Consider the following 19,370-nt stretch of genomic DNA (forward strand, 5'->3'; position numbering starts at 1 on the left):
CAAACATGCCCGGCATTAAACCGGTTAAACGAGCCGAATATCTGTAAATAATTGTCGCTCGCGCCAATTAAGGCGCATTAATACAGGCGTCAAATAACTGCCTCAACCCAATTCATACGACTCGCGCGATACCCGGAAGAAATGCCCGGTCCCGGCGTCGGTGCACGTCACCCCGGCGGGCTCGCTGCTGCAGGTGAGCGTGCCCAGCGATCTCGTCTGGCCGAAGCCGAGCGCCGGCCACGCGCCGGCCCCCGAACCGAGCGCCGAGTAAGTGCACGTGACATAGGGCGCCTGGCCCTGGTCGAGACGAAAATCGCGACCCAGATCCGATCCGGGCGGACACGGCCCCCCATTCTTGTCCCGGCCCAATCCCGGTGGGACCGGGTAAGTGTGGTCCCCGATCTGACATATGGCTATCGGCAGCGGAGCGTCTTGGCCGTTGAGAATGCACCGAATGTTTCCCGATGCGGACGCGAACTGCTGGTAATTGTCGTCGGCGTGCGCACCCGCCGCACCGAAAAGCAAGACCGCGGGTGCGGCGACCCCGACCGCCGCACCCAATGCCGAGATGGTGTTCATTCGATGCTTCTTTCTTCTTCTACCGCGATCTCGTGGGGCAGCCGGTCCACCAGCTGTTCCGGCGGGCCGCCTCTTTGGCGGAGTTTTGCACGCCGGTAATCATCGCATCACCGTGCCGCAACCGCGAAAGAGCGGCCGGCCGCCCGCAATGGTTATGTTCAGTGTGAAGCCAATTCAAAGTGTTGCAGCGGATTTTCAGCCGGATAGGCTTCCTTGGTGACAGAAAAGCCGTCGTCGTATTTGGTGCTGGCTTCCCAGCGCAGCGGCAGCACGCTGCTCGTGGAATCGCTGCGCGCGACCGGCGTCGCGGGCGAGCCGCAGGAATTCTTCCAGTACCTGCCGAGCACCAGCCAGGCCCCACAGCCGCGCCAGTGGTTCGCCGACGTGGACGACGAGTCGGTCCTGCGGTTGCTCGATCCCCTGGACGAGGGGACGCCCGACCTCGCGCCGGCCGAGATCTGGCGCGACTACATCCGCACGGTCGGGCGGACACCCAACGGCGTGTGGGGCGGCAAGCTGATGTGGAACCAAACGCCGCTGCTGTTGAACCGGGCGAAAGACCTGCCGAATCGATCGGGCGACGGCCTGCGGGCGGCGATCCGCGACGTCATCGGCGAGGAACCGCTCCTCATCCACGTGCATCGCCCCGATGTGGTGTCGCAGGCGGTCTCATTCTGGCGAGCGGTGCAGACGCGGGTGTGGCGGGGCAGGCCCGATCCGGCGCGCGACGCGCGCGCCACCTATCACGCCGAGGCGATCGCACACGTCGTCCGTATGCTGCGCGCACAGGAGGAGGGCTGGCGGACCTGGTTCGCCGAGGAAGACATCGAGCGGATGGAAGTTCCGTATCCGGTGTTGTGGCGCAACCTGACTCAGGTGGTCGCGAGCATCCTCGAGGCGTTGGGGCTCGACCCGCGGCTGGCGCCCGAGCCGGCCCTGGAGCGCCAGGCCGACCAACGCTCCGACGAATGGGTGGAGCGCTACCGGACGGACGCCGAACGGGACGGGCTACCCACCTAGATTCACCGCGAGCCAATCGCTTGGTCGCCGGCGCCGCCCACGCAAAGCTGTCATCGTGAGCGAGCAGGATTCCAAGCCGCCCAGTTGGCGCGAACGGGTCAGCTCGGTGTCGGTGGACTGGTGGGCGACCCTGCTCGCCGGTGCGATCGCGGCATTGGCGGTAGCCAATGTGCTGCCGAAGATTCCGTGGTGATCGCGTGAGTACCACCGAGGTGCGGTTCACCGAGCACGACGAGGCGCTCGACGCGCCCGCCTTCACCAGCGGGCAACCGCTGGACTACCTACCGGGCATCCTGCTGCTGATCGGCGTGGGTCTGCTCGGCAAATACGCGCAGACCTGGTGGAACACGCTGGCCAAACACGAACACTGGCGAGTGCCCGACATCGAATACGTGTTGTGGGCCATCGTGATTGGGCTGCTGATCACCAACACCATCGGCCTGCACCGGATATTCCGCCCCGGCGTTCAAACCTACGAGTTCTGGCTCAAAGTCGGAATCGTCTTGCTGGGGGCCCGATTCGTGCTCGGTGACGTCGCCAAACTCGGTGGGCTGAGCCTGGTCCAGATTGTGGTCGACATGGCGGTCGCCGGCACCATCATCATCGTCGCCGCCCGCGCATTCGGGTTGTCCGGCAAACTCGGCTCCCTCCTGGCGATCGGCACCTCGATCTGCGGGGTGTCGGCAATCATCGCCGCCAAGGGCGCGATCCGGGCCCGCAACTCCGACGTCGGCTACGCGATCGCCGCGATCCTGGCGCTGGGCGCGGTGGCGCTGTTCGTACTGCCGCCGTTGGGCCATTCGATCGGCCTCACCGATCGCGAATTCGGCATCTGGGCGGGGCTCGCCGTGGACAACACCGCCGAAACCACCGCCACGGGCTATCTGTTCTCCGACCACGCCGGCAAGATCGCCGTGCTGGTCAAGTCGACCCGCAACGCGCTGATCGGGTTCGTCGTCCTGGGCTTCGCGCTGTATTGGGCCGCGCGGGGGCAGGCCGACGAGATCGCGCCGGGCGCAAAGGCCAAGGCCGCGTTCGTCTGGAAGAAGTTCCCGAAATTCGTGCTCGGCTTCCTGGCCGTCTCGGCGATCGCCACCGCGCACTTGCTGACCAAAGGCCAGAGCGCCAACCTCGCCAACGTGTCGAAATGGGCGTTTCTGCTCACCTTCGCCGGAGTCGGGCTCAACACCGACATCCGCCTGATCGCCCGCACCGGATGGCGGCCGCTGGTCGTCGCGGTCATCGGGCTCACCGTCGTCGCGTCGGTGTCGCTCGGCATCGTCCTGCTCACCTCTCGCGTGTTGCATTGGGGCGTAACGGCCTAGCGCATAGGCCGGGCGGTAACCTGGCCGGCAATGTGGATCACCATCCTGGTGATGGCCATCGCCGTCAGCCTCGAGCCCTTCCGGGTCGGCATGACGGTGCTGATGTTGAACCGGCCACGGCCGATGCTGCAGCTGCTGGCGTTCCTGTGCGGCGGCTTCGCCATGGGCATGAGCGTGGGGCTGGTCGTCCTGTTCGTCTTGCGGCGCAGGCTGATGTGGTCGACCTATTGCACGCTGCCGAGGGTGCAGATCTGCATCGGCCTACTGGCGCTGTTGGCCGCCGCCGCACTGGTGGTGACACGCAACCGGGTGGCCGTGCCGGAGAGGTTCGCGACGCGCGCGCAGCGAGTGATGACCGGTCGTTCCCTGTGGGTCGCGGCGGCGGCCGGCCTCGGCATCGCGCTGCCCTCGGTCGACTATCTCGCCGCGCTGGCCGTCATTCTGGCGTCGGGCGCCGCGGCCGCGACCCAGGTCGGCGCGCTGCTGATGTTCAACGCCGTGGCCTTCGCCCTGGTGGAGATTCCCCTCGTGGTGTACCTGCTGGCGCCTCAAGCGACGCGCGATTCGATGGCGGCGCTGCACGACTGGATCCGGTCGCGGCGCCGCATCGAGGTCACCGCCCTACTGGCCGCGGTCGGGTGCGTCCTGCTGGCGGTCGGCCTAGCCGGTATCTGAGGACAGCACCGAAACCATCACGGCCGCCAGTCGTTTCACGACCCGGCTGCCTTCGCGGGGTCCTCGACGACGTGATACGCGGGATCGACCATCACCATCGGTTGGGTGCCGCTCTGCCGCGGCTTGCCGGTGATCCGGAGCACCTGGCCGGGCTGGATGTCGGCGCCGCCGCGCCCGTGCCGGAACGTCACGCAGATCTCGCCGGTGTTGTCGCCGACGACGACCCGCCGGACGGTGCGCCTGCGTTCGTTGATGTCCTGGACCTCGTTGACCCGCCCCTCGAAGGTGGCGCGCTGCCCGGGGATCAGGCCACCGACCGTGATCACCGACGCCGATCGATCGGGGTGTTCGTAGGCCTCGACCTCTTGCTCCTCGTCTCTCGAAACCCACGCCTCGATCTTGTCGAGTTCGCGGGAGATTCGTTGCTCGAACCCCTCGGGATACGCCTCCTTGATGCGGGACTCCACGTCGTACGGAACGATCGTGGCCGCGGCGTCCGGGATCAGGCTGACCGCCTGGGCCACTTTGTCCGCGGTGCGGTCGTGCAGCAGGCGGCCCAGCAGCGGAGCGTAGGTCCGGCGCGGCAGCAGCACGGTCACGTTGGTGTTCTTGTGTTCGTCGCGCGCCTTGGCGACCAGCACCTGCGCGGCCCGAGTGACCCTGCGGTCCGGGCAGTCGACCACCCGCAGCGGGGTGTCGAGATCGAAGTCGTCCCAACGCTTTCGCAGCGCCTTCGCATGGGCTTCGTCGACCATGAAATGCACGGCGACCAATTCGTCGGCCCGCAACCCCCTGCCGTAGCGCAGCGCTTCGATGACCGCGAGGTCGAGCGAGTTCACGAACACGAACACCTTGTGCCGGGCGTACTTCACCAACTCGGGGCGGTCGGTGCGGAACATCTCGAGGATGGCGGCCTCGGCGCGGTACTCCCGGTTCAGGCGCATCAGCACGAACACCAGCACCGGGAAGACCACGACCACCAGCCACGCACCCTCGGTGAACTTCGCCACCGCGAAGATGCCCACCACGATGGTCGACAGGATCGCCGAGGACAGGTTGATCGCGAGGCGACGTCGCCAGCCCGGCTCCCGATGGGTGAGATGGTGCTTGGTCATCCCGTAGCCGGCCATCGAGAAGCCCGTGAACACGCCGATCGCGTAGAACGGGACCAGCGCGGTGACCGAGCCGCCCGTCGTCACCAGCAGCACCACCGACAGCGCGGTGAGCGCGATGATGCCGTTCGAAAACACCAGCCGGTGACCGCGTTTCATCAGCTGACGCGGCAGGAAGCGGTCTTCGGCGACGAAACTCGCCAGCGCCGGGAAGCCGTTGAAGCTGGTGTTTGCGCCGGTGTACAGGATGGCGGCCGTCGACGCCTGGACGACGATGTACAGGACATTGCCGATTGTCCCGTGGCCGAACACAATCCGGGCGACCTGCGACAACACCGACGGGTATCCGGCCTCGAAAGGCGTCGCGTGGGTGACGAACGTCAGATAGGCGACGCCGGCCAGCAGGAACCCGAGGATGCAGGCCATGATCGTGAGCACCCGGCGGGCGTTGCGGCCCTGCGGCTTCTGGAAGACGTTGACCGTGTTGGAAATCGCCTCGACCCCCGTCAGCGACGAACCGCCGTTGGCAAACGCGCGCAGCAGCACCAACACCGTCGCGCCCATCACCAGGCCGTCGCCCTGATGAACCGGCACCGCTCCCGCGATGTGCTGGGCATCGTAAGTCGGTAATCCCCAAAATATTTCGCGGATGACACCGACCACGATCGTCAGCCCGATCATGCTGACGAAAAAGTAGGTCGGCAGCGCGAATTGCACGCCCGCTTCCCGCAATCCGCGCAGGTTCGCGTAACAAATGAGAAGCACCACGCCGACGGTGACCGCCAGGCTGTAGGGGCCCACGGCCGGGATCGCCGACGCCACCGCCACCGTCCCGGCCGCCGCCTGCACCGCCACGGTGACCACGTAGTCGATCAGCAGCGCCGCGGCGGCGACCTGCGCCACCTTGGGTCCGAAATTCTCCCGCGCCACGATGTAGGAGCCGCCCGCCCGGGTGTAGGCCATGACGACCTGCCGGTACGACGCGGCCACCAACACCAGAATCACCAGGATCGCGGCGTTGATGGGCAGCAGCAACGCGAAGGCCGCCAGGCCGGCGTTGGGCAGCAGCTCGATCAAGATCTGCTCAGAGCCATAGGCCGTGGAGGAGATCGCATCGGGCGAAAGCGCCCCGAGCGCAATCCCGTTGGACAACTTCTCGTGCGACAGGTTCTCTGTGATCAACGGCTTGCCCAGAAACACCCGCCTGGCGATGTCGCCGACGGACGTCGGGATGGGAACCTTGCCCGTCGAAGTTGTCACGACCTGCATTCTGCCGCGCCGCCATTCCACGCGGCGGGCGGACGGGCTAAGTCAGCCGCTCGACCGCGGCGGCGACGCGCTCGTCTGTGGCGGTCAGCGCGACCCGGATGTGCCGGGCACCGCCCGGGCCGTAGAAGTCGCCGGGCGCCACCAAGATGCCGAGGGAGGCAAGCCAGGAGACGCTGTCCTGGCACGGCTCGCCGCGGGTGGCCCAGAGATAGAGGCCGGCCTCGGAATGGTCGACGGCGAAACCGGCCGAGCGCAGTGCGGGCAGGAGGGCGGCCCGCCGCCGTTCGTACCGCTCGCGCTGCTCCCGCTCGTGGGCGTCGTCATCGAAGGCGGCCACCATGGCGGCCTGCACCGGTGTCGGCACGATCATGCCGGCGTGCTTGCGCACGGCGAGCAGCTCGCCGACCAGCGCCGGGTCCCCGGCGACCAGGCCGGCCCGATAGCCGGCCAGCGACGAGCTCTTCGACAGCGAGTGGATCGCGAGCAGCCCGGTATGGTCGCCGTCGCAGACCGAGGGATGCAGCACCGACCGGGGCGCGGCCTCCCAACCCAGACCCAGGTAGCACTCGTCGGAGGCGACGATCACCCCCCGCTCACGCGCCCATCCGACGACCTTGCGCAGATGGTCGACGCCCAGCACCCGCCCGGTCGGGTTGCTCGGCGAGTTCAGGTAGAACAGCGCCGGGGATTGCGGGCCCACCTGGGTCAGCGAATCCGCGCGCAGCACCGGGGCGCCGGCCAGCCGCGCGCCCACGTCATAAGTCGGATACGCCAGCTCCGGCACCACGATCAGGTCCGCGGAGCCCAGGCCGAGCAGCGCCGGCAGCCACGCGATCAGCTCTTTGCTGCCGATCACCGGCAGCACGGCCGCCTCGGTCAGCCCGGTGATGCCGAAACGGCGGGCCAGCGCGGCCACCGCCGATTCGCGCAACCGCGCGGTTCCGGCGGTGGCGGGGTAGCCCGGCGCGGCGCTGGCCGCGGCCAGCGCCTCCCGGATCAGCGGCGCGACCGGGTCGACCGGGGTCCCGACGGACAGGTCGACGATCCCGTCCGGATGGGCAGCGGCCCGCGCCTTGGCGTCGGCCAGCGTGTCCCAGGGAAACTCCGGCAGGGACGCCGACACTCGCTCGCTCAGTCGCCTTCGCCCTGGGGCGGCAGGTCCTTGACGACTTGCGGGTCGTTCTCGGTCATGCCGACCTTCGCGGCACCGCCCGGCGACCCCAGCTCAGCAAAGAAGTCGGCGTTGATCTGTGTGTACTGGCTCCACTGCTCGGGCACGTCGTCTTCGTAATAGATCGCTTCGACGGGGCAGACCGGCTCACAGGCCCCACAGTCGACGCACTCATCGGGGTGGATGTACAGCATCCGGGCACCCTCATAGATGCAGTCGACCGGGCACTCCTCGATGCAAGCCTTGTCCTTGATGTCGACGCAGGGTTCGGCGATCGTGTACGTCACAGACATCTCCTCCATGTACTGCGTGTGGGCTGCGGTTCGGCTCGCCGCGGCGCTCCGGCCGCGACAGCGCAAGCATTCGGTTACTGATACTAGACGTTGCACATACACGTCAACCACCCGGCACGGGTGCGCCGGGCCGGGCCGCATTTCACCGTGGGCGAACAGGCGCGCAAAACGCCCTGACCTGCGCATAGTTACGATTAGAAGATCCTGTGCGATAACCGTTCCGATAGATGAATGCTCACGGGGCCTGGTAACCTCGACCGCAGACGGCAACCGTTGGGCAGATGTCGTCGCCGTTAATCGACGGTGCATTGAATTGGGGAAGGTGTCCACAGATGGTGAAGCTGTCGTTGACCAAATTGGCTGCTGCCGCAGGGGGCGTTGCTTTTGCGTTGACCGCCGGCGCCGGGATCGCGTCCGCCGATCCGCTGGATCCGGTCGTCAACACGACCTGCAACTACGGACAGGTGATGGCCGCGCTGAACGCGACGGACCCGGCGGCTGCCGCGCAGCTGACCGCATCGCCGGTCGCCACGTCCTACCTGCGCCAGTTCCTGGCCTCGCCGCCGCCGAAGCGGATGCAGATGGCTCAGCAGATCCAGGCCATGCCTGCGGCCGCGCCGTACTTCAACGACGTGTTGTCGGTGGCCGGGAGCTGCAACAACTACTGAGCGTTCAGTAGCCGCTGAGCAGCCGGCGCACCTGGCCGAGCAGTTCGGGCCCAGCGTCGCTGCAAATCCGCGACGGGTTTCCGGGTCGGCGACCCCAGAGCAGCAAAACCCTTGCGGCGGAATCGGTTTCGAGAGTGGCCGGGCCTTCGGGCCCGGCCACTCCGATCGAGGTCCGCTCCGCGTCCGCGGTGATCACCACGTCGTCGCTGCCGAAGACCCGCAACCGCGCCTCGATTCGCTCGCCGGGCCCCAGCGACTTGGCGCCCTTGGCGAGCAGCGGCCGTCCCACCGCGACGACGCTGTGCGTCGTCATCCAGGGTTCGGCGAGCCGGGCCTGGGCCGCCGCGTCATCGCCGGTGACGTCCCAGCCGTGCAGGACGAGTTCCTCTCGCATGTGCTCGGCGAACCAGGGCGCCTTCATGGTGCGCCCGGTCCAGGCCACGTCCGTGTCGGCGGGGACGCTTTCGGCCGCGGCCGCGACCTCGTTGAGGGTGGCCATCCGGTCGTGCAGCCCGTCCCAGAGGTCCGCGTCATTCATGGCGCGCAGCGGAGCCTCCCGTTCCTCGAAGCCGCGCGTGCCGACGGGTTCGCCCTCCAGATGCGCCGCCAGCACCCGGGCGAGCTCCTCGGCGTTTCCGGCTTGATGGATGACGATGTCGCGCACCGTCCACGCTTCGCACCAGGTGCCGGCCTCAGGTGGGCGCTGCTGCACGGCGTCCACAAACGGACGCCATTCGGGGAATCGGTCGTCGTCGATGTGTCGCTTCACGGCCTCGGGTATACCCGCGGCCGGTGACGATTACGCGGCGAGCGGGGCGTACGTGGTGGTGCGCTGGCGCGCCGGGCGGCCGATGCCCTCGGCGATCGCGGCCAGCTCCGCGGCGGTCTTCGACGACCCGTGTTCGGACCCGGCCATCCGCGAGATGGTCTCCTCCATCAGCGTCCCGCCCAAGTCGTTGGCGCCGCCGTTGAGCATCACCCGCGTGCGCTCGACGCCGAGCTTGACCCAGCTGGTCTGGATGTGGGAAATGCGGCCGTGCAACATGATCCGCGCCAGCGCGTGCACCGCCCGGTTGTCCCGATGGCTGGGGCCCGGGCGCGCCGCGCCGGCCAGGTACAGCGGCGAGTTCTGGTGCACGAAGGGCAGCGGCACGAACTCGGTGAAGCCGCCGGTGCGGTCCTGGATGTCGCGCAGCACGTTCAGGTGGGCCACCCAGTGCCGCGGCGTGTCGACGTGGCCGTACATCATCGTCGAGCTCGACCGCAGGCCCACCTCGTGCGCGGTGCTGACGACCTCGATCCACATCGAGGTGGGCAGCTTGCCCTTGGTGAGCACCCAGCGCACCTCGTCGTCCAGAATCTCCGCGGCGGTGCCCGGGATGGTGTCCAGGCCGGCCTCGCGCAGGCTGATCAGCCACTCGCGAATGCTCAACCCGCTCTTGGTCACCCCGTTGGCGATCTCCATCGGGGAAAACGCGTGCACGTGCATCGACGGCACCCGGGCCTTGACGGCGCGCACCAGCTCGGCGTACCCGGTCACCGGCAACTCGGGGTCGATCCCGCCCTGCATGCACACCTCGGTGGCGCCCTCGACGTGCGCCTCCCACGCGCGGTCGGCCACCTCCTCGGTGGACAGCGAGTACGCGTCGGCGTCGCCCTTGCGCTGCGCGAACGCGCAGAAGCGGCACCCGGTGTAGCAGATGTTGGTGAAGTTGATGTTGCGGTTCACCACGAAGGTCACGTCGTCGCCGACGGCGTCGCGTCGAAGCGAATCCGCCAACGCGGCAACGGCTTCCAGCGCCGGGCCCTCGGCGGTCGCCAACGCCAGATACTCGTCGTCGGTGCAGCCGGCGGGGTCGCGTTCGGCCGAACGCAGCGCGGCGAGCACGTCGGTGTCTAGGCGTGCTGGCGCTTTGGCGCCCTGCGCCGCCAGCTCATGCACGTGCGCGCGGATCGATTCCCAATCACCGAACGCGCTGTCCAGGTCGCTGCGGGCCGCGGTGTTGCGGCCCTCGGTGTCGATCGCCGCATTGAGGTCGACCCGGCCGGCCGACTCCACGTCGTCGGGCTCCTGCCAGGGCATGCCCACCGGGTTGACGTCGCGGGCCAGGCCGGTCGCCGGATCGGCCAGCGCCAGCACGTGTCCCCGCACCCGCGGGTCGATCCACGCGGCGCCGGCCTGGACGTATTTGGGTTGCGCGGTCAGCCGCTGCACCAGGTCGTATCCGCCTTCGGCGGTGACGGCGGCCAGCTCGTCCAGCGCGGGCCAGGGCCGCTCCGGGTTGACGTGGTCGGGCGTCAACGGCGAGACGCCGCCCCAGTCGTCCACCCCGGCGCGGATCAGGGCCAGGCACTCGTCGCGCGACACCAGGTTGGGCGGCGCCTGGATGCGCATGCCGGGGCCGAGCACCAGGCGCGCGACCGCCACCGTCGCCAGGTAGTCCTCGATCCCGGCGTCGGGGTACGCCGCCATCGCGGTGTGTTCCTTGGCCCGGAAGTTCTGCACGATCACCTCTTGGACGTGCCCGAACTCCTTGTGCGACTTGCGAATCGCATGCAAGGTGTCCGCGCGTTCGGCCAGCGTCTCGCCGATGCCGACCAGCAGCCCGGTGGTGAACGGAATCGACAACCGGCCGGCGTCGGTGAGAGTGCGCAGCCGCACCGCCGGGTCCTTGTCCGGGCTGCCGTAGTGCGCAAGCCCTTTCGTCTCGAAGAGCCGCCGCGACGTCGTCTCGAGCATCATGCCCATCGACGGCGCCACCGGCTTGAGCCGCGACATCTCCGACCAGCTCATCACGCCGGGGTTCAGGTGCGGCAACAGCCCGGTTTCCTCCAGTACCCGGATCGCCATCGCCCGCACGTAGGACAGCGTCGAGTCGTAGCCCCGTTCGGCGAGCCAGTCCTGCGCCTCCGGCCACCGGTCCTCCGGCCGGTCGCCGAGGGTGAATAGCGCTTCCTTGCAACCGAGTTCGGCCCCGCGGCGGGCCAGGTCGAGTATCTCGTCCGGCTCCAGGTACATGCCGGCGCCTCGCGCGCGCAGCTTGCCCGGAACGGTGACGAACGTGCAGTAATGGCAGCTGTCGCGGCAGAGGTGGGTGACGGGCACGAACACCTTGCGCGAATAGCTGATCGGCAGCCGGCCGCCCGCGCCGCGCCGACCCGCCGACTCGAGGCCCGCGTCGCGCACCCGCGCCGCGCTCGCGCACAGATCGGCGAGGTCCTCCCCGCGCGCGGTCATGGCGACGGCCGCCTCTTCGACGTTGAGCGCGACCCCGTCCCGGGCCCTCCGCAGGACGCGCCGCAACGCCGACACGCCGGCCTTAGGCGGAACGACAGGGCTAGGCAGAGCGCTGGGCGCCGGAGGCTCCGGTGTCAGTGGCACGTTGGTGTAACTTCCCCACGATCGAATTTCATCCGCCAGCCCGTGCAGCTCTGGGCAGCGGTGCCATACGCGCAACAGTAGCGCCAGGCTCCCGGCGGTCTGCGGTCGACATCCCGGCCCTCGTGCAGGCCCGTGCGGCCGCAAGTTAAGTGTTTGCCCAACTTGCCCGCCTGCCAGCGGCGATCGAGATAGCATCCGTCGTATCCAGGGAGGTACCGAATGTCGTTCCTATTCGCCACCCCGGAGGCGCTGGCGGCAGCGGCTTCGGACTTGGCTGGCATTGGTTCGACCATCAACAGCGCCAGCGCGGCGGCGGCGGCGCCGACATCCGCCGTGGCGGCTTCGGCGGCCGACGCCGTCTCTGCCCAGGTCGCGGCGTTCCTCTCCGAGCACGGGCTGGGATATCAGCAGTTCAGCGCGCAGATCGCACAGTTTCACGAGCAATTTGTCCAGACCTTGAGCTCCGGTGCGAACGCGTTCTCGGCGGCGGAGTCCAGTGCCGCGCAGAACCTCGCCGGTGCGGTGAACGCGCCCGCCGCGGCGCTGCCCGGCGCCGCGCAGAACCTCGCCAGCGCGGTCAACGCGCCGGCCGCGTCGCTGCTCGGCGGCGGTGGCGGCGGCGTCGCGGGCGTGATCGGCGGCGCCGTGACCACTGCGGTGGACCGCGTCGAGAGCGCCGTGGCCGGCTCCAACGCCCTGGGCGGCGGCGCCGGGCTGGTGGGCGGCGGCGGCATCGGCATGGTCGGCGGCGGCCTGTCCAGCGCGGTGAACCAGGTCGAGAGCGTCGTGGCCGGCTCCAACTTCCTGGGCGGCGCCGGGCTGCTGGGCTCCGGTTTCCCGGGTGGCCTTTCGGCGCTCGCCAGTGAGGCCGGCGCGCTACTGCCGACCGGTGGGATCCGCGCCCTCACCGCGGCAAGCGCGCTCGTCACACCGGCCGCCATGACCAACGCCGCAGTCGTGCCGGCGGCATCCGGGTCGATCGGCGACGCCATCAAGGCCGGGTACCTGCTCGTCGAGCCCTACGTCCAGTACGGTTTCGACCTCGCCGCGTACGTGGCCGGTTACCTGCCGTATATCAGCTGGGTGGCCCCCCAGATTTACTTCTTCTACGACCTTTTCGAGCCCATGGTGCAGGCCGCCCTGTTCAACACGATCGACTGGCTACAGGGCAGCATCAACTTCGCCCAGGGGCTGGCCGACTTCTGGGATGCCACCACGGCGTCGATCAACCAGTTCATCAACACCGAGGTCTACTGGGCGCTCAGCTTCCTCCCGCCGCTGCCGCCGCTGCCGCCCTTCTTCCCCTAACCCGGGCCGTCAGCCCCGCTGGCCGCGCCGCCACAGCACCCAGACCGGGGGCGCGACGCCCAGTGCGATCAAGACCAGTGCCCCGTACGCCATCAGTCCGCGGCCGCCCAGGATCACGTCGTCGCCGGGACCGCCCATGCTCAGCACGGCGACCGTCAGCAGCCACGTCCACAACGGCAGCGCGGCCACCCGCGCCGAGCCGGTCCACAGGCCGGCGGCCCACACCAGCGCCGCGTTGAGCAGTCCGCTGAGCAGTGCACTGATCGGAAAGGGAATCGAACCTATATAGGAAGGAAGCAGCAGCGCGCCGGCCAGGGCCGAGAGAATCCCGTCTACGGCCAGCAGCGCCAAAACGACGAAACGAATCGCGGGATCCGTCGCGCCGCCGTCCTGGATGGACGCGGCGCGTGGCTTGGTTTCGGTCAGGTCGGGACGCTGTCGACGTTCGCGAGTATCGAGCCGATGACCCACTGCAGGCTGTCGAGCCGGTCCTGCCAGTGCTGCATATTAGGGTCCAGGTCGGGGTCCATTCGAATTCCTTCCGTGGCTGCCTGTTTGGCAGCCTACCGCGTCGCGGCGGCGGTCAAACCGAGTCCCGCGAGCAGATCCGTCTCCCAGCCGCGCGCGTCGCGCTCCCCCGCGGAACCGGCCACCAGGACGTAGTGCTCCTCGGCGAGGATGGGCAACGCCAGGTTGTTCGACAGCGCGAGGGCCCGGCCCGTCGGGCCAACGACGAGCTGGGTTTCGTGCGCGGCGAGGGCGGCGATCTTCGCCGCGAGCGTATCCGGGGCGGCCTGCACGACGGCGTCGATGTCGGAATCCGCGTATCCGAAGTCGAATTCGTCTTGCGGCGGGACCATCCAGTCGGGCAGCAGGTCGTCGCGATCCAGCTGCTGCCAGCCCGCCTGGAACGCGCTGGTGGCCAGGACCGTCCAGTAGAACTTCGGCACCGCCCAGGGCCGGCCCGGGTAATCGTCGGTGGGGGCGGCGGCGACCGCGGCCGTCGTGACGGTGTGGGTGTGGATGTGGTCGGGGTGCCCGTAGCCGCCGTTGGGGTCGTAGGTCACGACGACGTGGGGGCGCTGCTCGCGGATGATGTCGACCAGCGCGCCGACGGCCTCGCGTTCGTCGGCGTCGATGAACCTCTGGCGGCCCCGCCTCGGGGTGCCCTCCATGCCCGAGTCACGCCAGCGGCCCGCGCCCCCGAGGTAGCGTGGCGCGTCGACGCCCAGCTCTCGCAACGCGGCCGTGAGCTCACCGATCCGGTAGCCGCCGAGTTGGTCCGCGCGGTCGACGGCGAGCTCGGCCCACCGGTCGCCGATCACCTCGCCCTCCTCGCCGAGCGTGCAGGTGACGACGCGCACCTCCGCCCCGCGGGCGGTGTAGTGGGCGATCGTGGCACCGTTGGCGAGGCTCTCGTCGTCGGGATGCGCATGGACGAACAGCAGCCGTGGAGTCTCAGGCATGGAGGCACCCTACCTCCGCGTCGCCGACCCGCAGCGAATAGGAACGCGGGCGGCTACTATCGAGAAATGCCGCAGCTAACCGAGGATCGGAGCAGCACCCGGCGCCGCCGACGTGGCGAGGTGCTCGAACGTGCGCTCTACGAGGCGACGCTGGCGGAGTTGGCCGAAGTCGGCTACGGCGGGCTGACGATGGAAGGCATCGCGGCGCGCGCACACACCGGCAAGGCGGCCCTGTACCGGCGCTGGTGCAGCAAGCATGATTTGGTGCACGCCACCCTGGTGTACGCGCTGCCGCCGGTGCCCGAGCTGCGACCCGGACGGTCGCCGAGGGAGAACCTGCTGACGCTGTTCACCGCGCACCGCGACATGCTGGCCGGTAAGACCACGTTCCCCGGCCTCTACGTCGTCCAGCAGCTGCTGCACGAACCGGAGATGCGCACCATCTTCGCCGACGCCGTGGTCGCCCCTCGCCTCAAGATCGTCGAATCGATCCTGCAGGCCGCCGTCGAGTGCGGTGACCTGGATCCGGCCACGATCACGCCGCTGACCGCCCGAGTCGGACCCGCGTTGCTCAACCACCACTTCCTGCTCACCGGCGAGCCGCCGAACCGGCGGGAACTGGCGCTGGTGGTCGACACCGTGATCCCGCCGCGGTCGCCCGCGGCGGCCGGCAGCTAGGCCACGAACAGGCCGGCGAAGTCGGCACCCGCGGCCAGGGTCTGGTCGAAGATGCCCTCGATGCCGCCGATGTTGCCGCCGTTGAAGACCTGCGCACCGGTGCCGGTCAGGACCGTGCCGGCCGCCGGGAACTGCACACCGCCGACAAAGCTGTTGAGCGTTTGCTCGCCGGTGAGCAGGAACATGTTGGGGATGTTGAAGAGCCGGTTCAGCCCGCCGTTCAACGCGGTGTTGGTCCCGAATGTTGCTGTTTCCCAAGCCAATTCGCTGTTCAACAGGTTGGTGTTGAAGTTGACCTCCGCGGGGATCATGTTGGACAGGAAGTTGAGCTGACCCGAAGCCAGGCCCTGCAACCCCGCGGTGGGCGCCGCCACCAGCGCCACCCCGAGGTTGGGCGCCCCGGCGAGCAGCGACCCGTTCAGGCCCCCGTTCAGCGAGGCCTGCAAGCCTGCCGCGTTGATCCCCGCCGTCAACGCGGCCTGAAGGGACCCATTGCCGGTCGCCGAGGTCGCGACTCCGCTGATGGCGTTGAGGTCCCATAGGAACTTGGTGTCCAGGGCGCCCAGGAACCCGCCGAGGGTGCCGCCGGCGATCAGGTTGGCCGGGGTGCCGACGGCAAGGCTGGCCAGGATGGCGCCGCCGGTGGGCAGCTGCGCGCCCAGCAGGCTGTCGAAGGTCACCTCTCCGGTGCCCAGCACCGTGTTCCAGAAGTTGAAGAAGCTGTCGATCGAACCGCCCAAGGCGCCGGTGCCGCCGAAGAGCGCCGTCTCCAGCGCGGTCTCCTGGGCGACCAGGGCCGTGTTGAGACCGAGCTCGTTGGTGATCAGCGCCGTGTTGAAGCCGACCTCCATCGCCTGCAGCTGGGTGAGGAACGCGGGCACGTTCGGTGCCGTCAACAGCACCTGCCAGGGCGCGACCAGGTTGGCGAACAGCGTGGGAAGCCCGGCGATCCCGAGGCTGATGCCCCCGTTCAATGCGGCGTTCAGCTGGGCGTTGAGCCCGTTGAGCCCGGCCATGATGTTCACGCCCAGGCTGGGGCTCAAGCCGAGGGCGCCGCCCAGCATGTTCAGCGCGGCGGTCAGGTTGGCCGGCAGGGTGATGCCGCCCGACAGGGCCGGCAGGCCGGCGGTCAGGTTGCCGATCAGCGACCCACCGGTCTGCAAGGCACCGGACAGTGCCGTGCCGAGGCCGGACAGGCTGCCACCGAAGCCGCCCGAGAGCGCGGCGTTGATCGCACCGTTCAGCCCGGCGAGCCCACCGGTGAGGCTGGCCTGCAGCCCCGGGAACCCGGCGGTCAGGCTTGTCACCAGCGCATTACCGGTCTGGGCCAATCCCGACAGCCCACTGCTGATGTCCGCCGCCAGGGTGGCGCCGAGGGGCCCCAACCCCGAAAGGCTGCCGCCGAGGCCGCCCGACAGCGCGGCATTGATCGAGGCGCTCAGGCCCCCGAGGCCGCCGCTGAGGCTGGCGGCGAGGCCCGGCAACGCGAGGCTCAGTCCGCCGGCCAGCCCGGCGCCGAGGTTCGCAGCGAGCGTGTTGGCGGCCTGGATGAAGCCGCCCAACTCATTGCCGAAGTCCGTGGCGAACGTCGCCACGAGGGGCCCGAACCCGCCAAAGCCGGCACCCAAGGTGCCCGACAGCGCGCCGTTGAGGGAGGCGTTCAGCCCCGACAGCCCGCCGCTCAGGCTGCCCTGCAGGCCTGGCAGCGCGGCGTTGAAGCCGCCCGCCAGCCCCGACAGCCCGGTGCCGACGTTCGTGGCGATCGCCCCGCCGGTCTGGGCCAGCGCCGTCAGCCCGCTGTTCACGTTCGTCGCGATCGACGCACCGAGCGGCGCCAGCCCGAGGACGTTGGCGCCAAGGCTTCCCGATACCGCGGCGTTGAGCGAAACCCCGATCGCGTTGAGGTCGGCGCTCAGGCTGGCCGCCAGCCCCGAGATCCCGCCGCTCAGGTCGATGCCGAGCGCGGGCACCGCGCTCGCCAGTGTCTGCACAACGTTTACCTCGGCGGCCGCGTAGCTGCCCGCGCCAGCGCTCAAAGTTTGAACGAACTGCTGATGAAATAGCGCGGCCTGCGCGCTGAGTTGCTGGTAGCCCGAGGCGTGCGAGGAAAACAATGCGGCAATTTCCGCCGAAACCTCATCGGCGGCGGCGGGCAGCAGGCCCATGGTCGCGACGGCCGCTGCGCTGTTGGCCGAACCGATGACGGCAGCAAGGTTCGCCAAATCCGTTGCCGCGTCGGCAATCAGCTCTGGCGCTGCAATGAGAAACGACACTATGACCTCCCCGGTTCACCCCACGACGATCGCTATCCGACTGTTTCCCGCGCAGTCGCTTCGCGATGGCCGGAGCGTATCGAAATGGCGCAGCGAAAACGCGTGTTTGCACTAATGAATTTTGTGGGTATTGACACCGATTGATTCGTAGTGAATTCGTTACTTTTGGTTCGCCCGGGGCGGCGTCGCGACCATTTCTAGAAAATGGTCGTTTTCATTATCTGGAACGGGCGCTTACGGCCCCGTTTTGATCCATTGGCCGGCGTCTCCGACGATGCCGACGGGGACCGCGCCCGTCAGGCTGACGTTTTGCACGCTGGGCCCGGCCGCGACGATCGTCGTGTCCTGCAAGATCGGCAACACCGTGGACATGTTCCATAGCCGCGGTTCGACCGCGGTGATCACGTCGTTGATGCTCTTGGCGCCGTTGAGCGCGGCATCGATGTTCGACTGAATGCTGCGGTCGCAGATTCCGGTGAGGTTCGACGGCGCCTGCACCAGGGCGCCGGGCTCGGGCGGGCGGCTGGGCGGCGTCTGGGTGGGCGTCGTCGTGGCGGTGGCGGCCGGCCCGGTGGACGGTGTGGGCCCGGCCGCGGGGGTCGTCGTTGCCACGTTCGACGTCGGGACCGTCGTCGTCTGCAGCGCGGGGCAGCCGTAGCGCGAGGCCAGCAGCGTCGCCAGGTTTCCCCCGGCCCGATGCCAGCCGACGATCGCGTCCACCTGGTTGTTCGCCAGCGCGTCGCGATACAGCGTCACCGGGTCCAGTGCCAGCACGGTCGCGCCGATGCCGACGTTGCGCAGCTGGTCGGCGGCGGTGTTGGCCACCGCGACCGAGGTCGGGTCGTTCGTCGCCACCCCGATGACCAGCGACAGCTGCTGGCCGTCCTTGCTGATGCGGCCGCGGGTGACTTCCGGCGGCCCGGTGCTCGCGGGGCTCGGCGTCGGCGACGCCGTCGTGTTGGGTTCGACCTTGTATCCGGAGCTCTCCAGCAACGCCAGCGCTGCGGGCGTCGTCATCGCGGGCGGCGCGGTCGGCTCGTAGCCCGGGTCGCTGGGCGAGCGGATCTGGGCCTGGTCCAGCGTGACCGTGTTGTCGCTGCCCGCGCCCACGGCCGCCAGCAGGTCGACGTCGAGCAGGCCCAGGATCGCCTTGCGGACCTGGGAGTCGGACAGCTTGGACTCGTTGGCACGCAGCGTGAGCTGCATGACCCGCGGCGTCACGATCCGGGCGGTGCGCACGTCCGGGATGGCCGACAGCTGCGCGAAGGCCGCGGAGCCGCCGTGCACCTGGGCCACCTGGGTGTCGCCGTTGCGCACCGAATCCGCCAGCGCGGCCGGCGCGCCGGCCCGGCGGAACAGGATCAGGGCGGGTTTGGCGGGCGGGCCCCAGTAACGGTCGTTGCGGGCGATCAGGATCTCGTCGCGCTGCGGGTCGATGCTCTCCACCCGGAACTGGCCGCCGGTGACCGGCAGGGCCCGCGCCAGCCCGGCCCCGAATCCGCCCGGCACGTCCTTGACGATGTGGGCCGGCAATATGTTGCTGAACAGCTCTTTCCACGCCGGATACGGTTGCGCGAAGGTGACGACCGCCTGCTTGCCACCCTCGAGCGACTGCACCCCGGTGATCAGGTCGTAGCCGGCCGGATCGACCACACCGGGCTGGCTGACCATCTGCCGCCACAGGTACCAGAAGTCATCGGCGGCGATCGGCGCGTTGTCGGTCCACTGCGCCTCGGGCCGGATCTTGTAGGTCACCGTGAACGGGTTTTGGTTGGTCACGTCCGCGGACACCAACAGGGTGGGATCCATCTCCCAGCGCGAACCCGTCGGCGTGGCGGGGTCCGGCACCGGCCGGAACGCGCTGGGCAACACCAGCGCGCTGATCGCCGCGTTCACCGGCGACAGGTCCGACAGCAGGTGCGGGTTGAACCCGGCGCCGATCGAGTCGATGCCCATGATGATCTGGGTGGGCCGCTGCGGCGGCGGCGCCGAGTTGTGCGGCGTGTCGGTGCTCTGCGGCGCCGGCGGCGGGTTGACCGTGCACGCCGCCAGCACCAGCCCGACCAGCGAGACCAGCACGCCGACCCTCAGGAACAGGCGGCTGGCTCGTCTCGGCACGCCCATCAGGGTATCGAGCAGCCGCTCAGCAGC

At 69.0% G+C, this 19,370-nt stretch carries 17 protein-coding genes; 7 read left to right on the forward strand and 10 right to left on the reverse strand.

The genetic code is table 11. The features are described from left to right. Positions 1-102: 102 nt before the first annotated feature. Positions 103-579 (reverse strand): hypothetical protein, encoded by a 477-nt coding sequence (locus AC5Y2S_RS15400; RefSeq protein WP_499956943.1) that lies wholly within the window; start codon positions 577-579, stop codon positions 103-105. Positions 580-795: 216 nt separating this feature from the next. On the opposite strand from AC5Y2S_RS15400, the gene stf0 reads away from it, so the two are divergent. Genes stf0 through AC5Y2S_RS15420 form a run of 4 tightly spaced genes read left to right on the forward strand, consistent with a single transcriptional unit; the run spans position 796 to position 3,599 of the window. Next, positions 796-1,599, forward strand: a complete 804-nt coding sequence (gene stf0 / locus AC5Y2S_RS15405) for a trehalose 2-sulfotransferase (protein ID WP_499904691.1) — start codon at positions 796-798, stop codon at positions 1,597-1,599. 55 nt (positions 1,600-1,654) lie between these two features. Then, the gene (locus AC5Y2S_RS15410) at positions 1,655-1,792 is read left to right on the forward strand and encodes a hypothetical protein (protein WP_499956944.1); all 138 of its coding nucleotides are present in this window, start codon (positions 1,655-1,657) and stop codon (positions 1,790-1,792) included. Between the two features lie 19 nt (positions 1,793-1,811). After that, positions 1,812-2,924 (forward strand): YeiH family protein, encoded by a 1,113-nt coding sequence (locus tag AC5Y2S_RS15415; RefSeq protein WP_499957068.1) that lies wholly within the window; start codon positions 1,812-1,814, stop codon positions 2,922-2,924. A 30-nt stretch (positions 2,925-2,954) separates the two neighbouring features. After that, entirely contained in the window at positions 2,955-3,599 is a 645-nt protein-coding gene (locus AC5Y2S_RS15420) for a GAP family protein (RefSeq protein ID WP_499956945.1), read from the forward strand. Positions 3,600-3,634: 35 nt separating this feature from the next. Here AC5Y2S_RS15420 and AC5Y2S_RS15425 read toward each other — a convergent pair whose 3' ends face one another. Genes AC5Y2S_RS15425 through fdxA form a run of 3 tightly spaced genes read right to left on the reverse strand, consistent with a single transcriptional unit; the run spans position 3,635 to position 7,438 of the window. Next, positions 3,635-5,971, reverse strand: a complete 2,337-nt coding sequence (locus AC5Y2S_RS15425; RefSeq protein ID WP_499956946.1) for an APC family permease — start codon at positions 5,969-5,971, stop codon at positions 3,635-3,637. A gap of 46 nt (positions 5,972-6,017) precedes the next feature. Further along, a complete protein-coding gene (gene dapC / locus AC5Y2S_RS15430; protein ID WP_499956947.1) occupies positions 6,018-7,103 on the reverse strand; it encodes a succinyldiaminopimelate transaminase in 1,086 nt (361 codons plus the stop codon). Between the two features lie 8 nt (positions 7,104-7,111). Next, positions 7,112-7,438 carry a ferredoxin gene (gene fdxA / locus AC5Y2S_RS15435; RefSeq protein ID WP_067151133.1) on the reverse strand — a complete coding sequence of 109 codons (327 nt, stop codon included), beginning with the start codon at positions 7,436-7,438 and terminating at the stop codon, positions 7,112-7,114. 341 nt (positions 7,439-7,779) lie between these two features. Between fdxA and AC5Y2S_RS15440 the strand changes: the two genes are divergently transcribed. Further along, positions 7,780-8,112, forward strand: a complete 333-nt coding sequence (locus tag AC5Y2S_RS15440; protein ID WP_499957069.1) for a hemophore-related protein — start codon at positions 7,780-7,782, stop codon at positions 8,110-8,112. 4 nt (positions 8,113-8,116) lie between these two features. On the opposite strand, the gene AC5Y2S_RS15445 is transcribed toward AC5Y2S_RS15440, so the two are convergent. Then, positions 8,117-8,881 (reverse strand): maleylpyruvate isomerase N-terminal domain-containing protein, encoded by a 765-nt coding sequence (locus tag AC5Y2S_RS15445; RefSeq protein ID WP_499956948.1) that lies wholly within the window; start codon positions 8,879-8,881, stop codon positions 8,117-8,119. A gap of 30 nt (positions 8,882-8,911) precedes the next feature. Beyond that, positions 8,912-11,488 (reverse strand): bifunctional FO biosynthesis protein CofGH, encoded by a 2,577-nt coding sequence (locus tag AC5Y2S_RS15450; protein WP_499957070.1) that lies wholly within the window; start codon positions 11,486-11,488, stop codon positions 8,912-8,914. Positions 11,489-11,713: 225 nt separating this feature from the next. On the opposite strand from AC5Y2S_RS15450, the gene AC5Y2S_RS15455 reads away from it, so the two are divergent. Further along, positions 11,714-12,802, forward strand: coding sequence for a PE family protein (locus tag AC5Y2S_RS15455; protein WP_499956949.1), 1,089 nt, complete (start codon positions 11,714-11,716; stop codon positions 12,800-12,802). A 9-nt stretch (positions 12,803-12,811) separates the two neighbouring features. Here the strand turns inward: AC5Y2S_RS15455 and AC5Y2S_RS15460 are convergent, their stop codons facing one another. Further along, a complete protein-coding gene (locus tag AC5Y2S_RS15460; RefSeq protein WP_499956950.1) occupies positions 12,812-13,273 on the reverse strand; it encodes a hypothetical protein in 462 nt (153 codons plus the stop codon). A gap of 92 nt (positions 13,274-13,365) precedes the next feature. Next, on the reverse strand, positions 13,366-14,268 hold the full coding sequence (mshB, locus tag AC5Y2S_RS15465) for an N-acetyl-1-D-myo-inositol-2-amino-2-deoxy-alpha-D-glucopyranoside deacetylase (protein ID WP_499956951.1): 903 nt from the start codon (positions 14,266-14,268) through the stop codon (positions 13,366-13,368). Positions 14,269-14,334: 66 nt separating this feature from the next. Between mshB and AC5Y2S_RS15470 the strand changes: the two genes are divergently transcribed. Continuing rightward, positions 14,335-14,946, forward strand: a complete 612-nt coding sequence (locus AC5Y2S_RS15470; protein WP_499956952.1) for a TetR/AcrR family transcriptional regulator — start codon at positions 14,335-14,337, stop codon at positions 14,944-14,946. Here AC5Y2S_RS15470 and AC5Y2S_RS15475 read toward each other — a convergent pair. Together AC5Y2S_RS15475 and AC5Y2S_RS15480 are read right to left on the reverse strand one after the other, a co-directional pair. Then, positions 14,943-17,219, reverse strand: a complete 2,277-nt coding sequence (locus AC5Y2S_RS15475) for a PE domain-containing protein (RefSeq protein WP_499956953.1) — start codon at positions 17,217-17,219, stop codon at positions 14,943-14,945. The genes AC5Y2S_RS15470 and AC5Y2S_RS15475 overlap by 4 nt on opposite strands. Positions 17,220-17,453: 234 nt before the next feature. Next, positions 17,454-19,343: an ABC transporter family substrate-binding protein gene (locus AC5Y2S_RS15480; RefSeq protein WP_499956954.1), complete on the reverse strand. Its 1,890-nt coding sequence runs from the start codon at positions 19,341-19,343 to the stop codon at positions 17,454-17,456. Positions 19,344-19,370 lie beyond the last annotated feature (27 nt).

The organism is Mycobacterium sp. NGS69, assembly GCF_059812165.1.

What these genes read in the sequence shown, in the direction of transcription:
- AC5Y2S_RS15400 (WP_499956943.1), bottom strand. Translation starts at nt 579, where the DNA reads ATGAACACCATCTCGGCATTGGGTGCGGCGGTCGGGGTCGCCGCACCC.
- AC5Y2S_RS15420 (WP_499956945.1), top strand. Translation starts at nt 2,955, where the DNA reads ATGTGGATCACCATCCTGGTGATGGCCATCGCCGTCAGCCTCGAGCCC.
- AC5Y2S_RS15455 (WP_499956949.1), top strand. Translation starts at nt 11,714, where the DNA reads ATGTCGTTCCTATTCGCCACCCCGGAGGCGCTGGCGGCAGCGGCTTCG.
- mshB (WP_499956951.1), bottom strand. Translation starts at nt 14,268, where the DNA reads ATGCCTGAGACTCCACGGCTGCTGTTCGTCCATGCGCATCCCGACGAC.
- AC5Y2S_RS15470 (WP_499956952.1), top strand. Translation starts at nt 14,335, where the DNA reads ATGCCGCAGCTAACCGAGGATCGGAGCAGCACCCGGCGCCGCCGACGT.
- AC5Y2S_RS15480 (WP_499956954.1), bottom strand. Translation starts at nt 19,343, where the DNA reads ATGGGCGTGCCGAGACGAGCCAGCCGCCTGTTCCTGAGGGTCGGCGTG.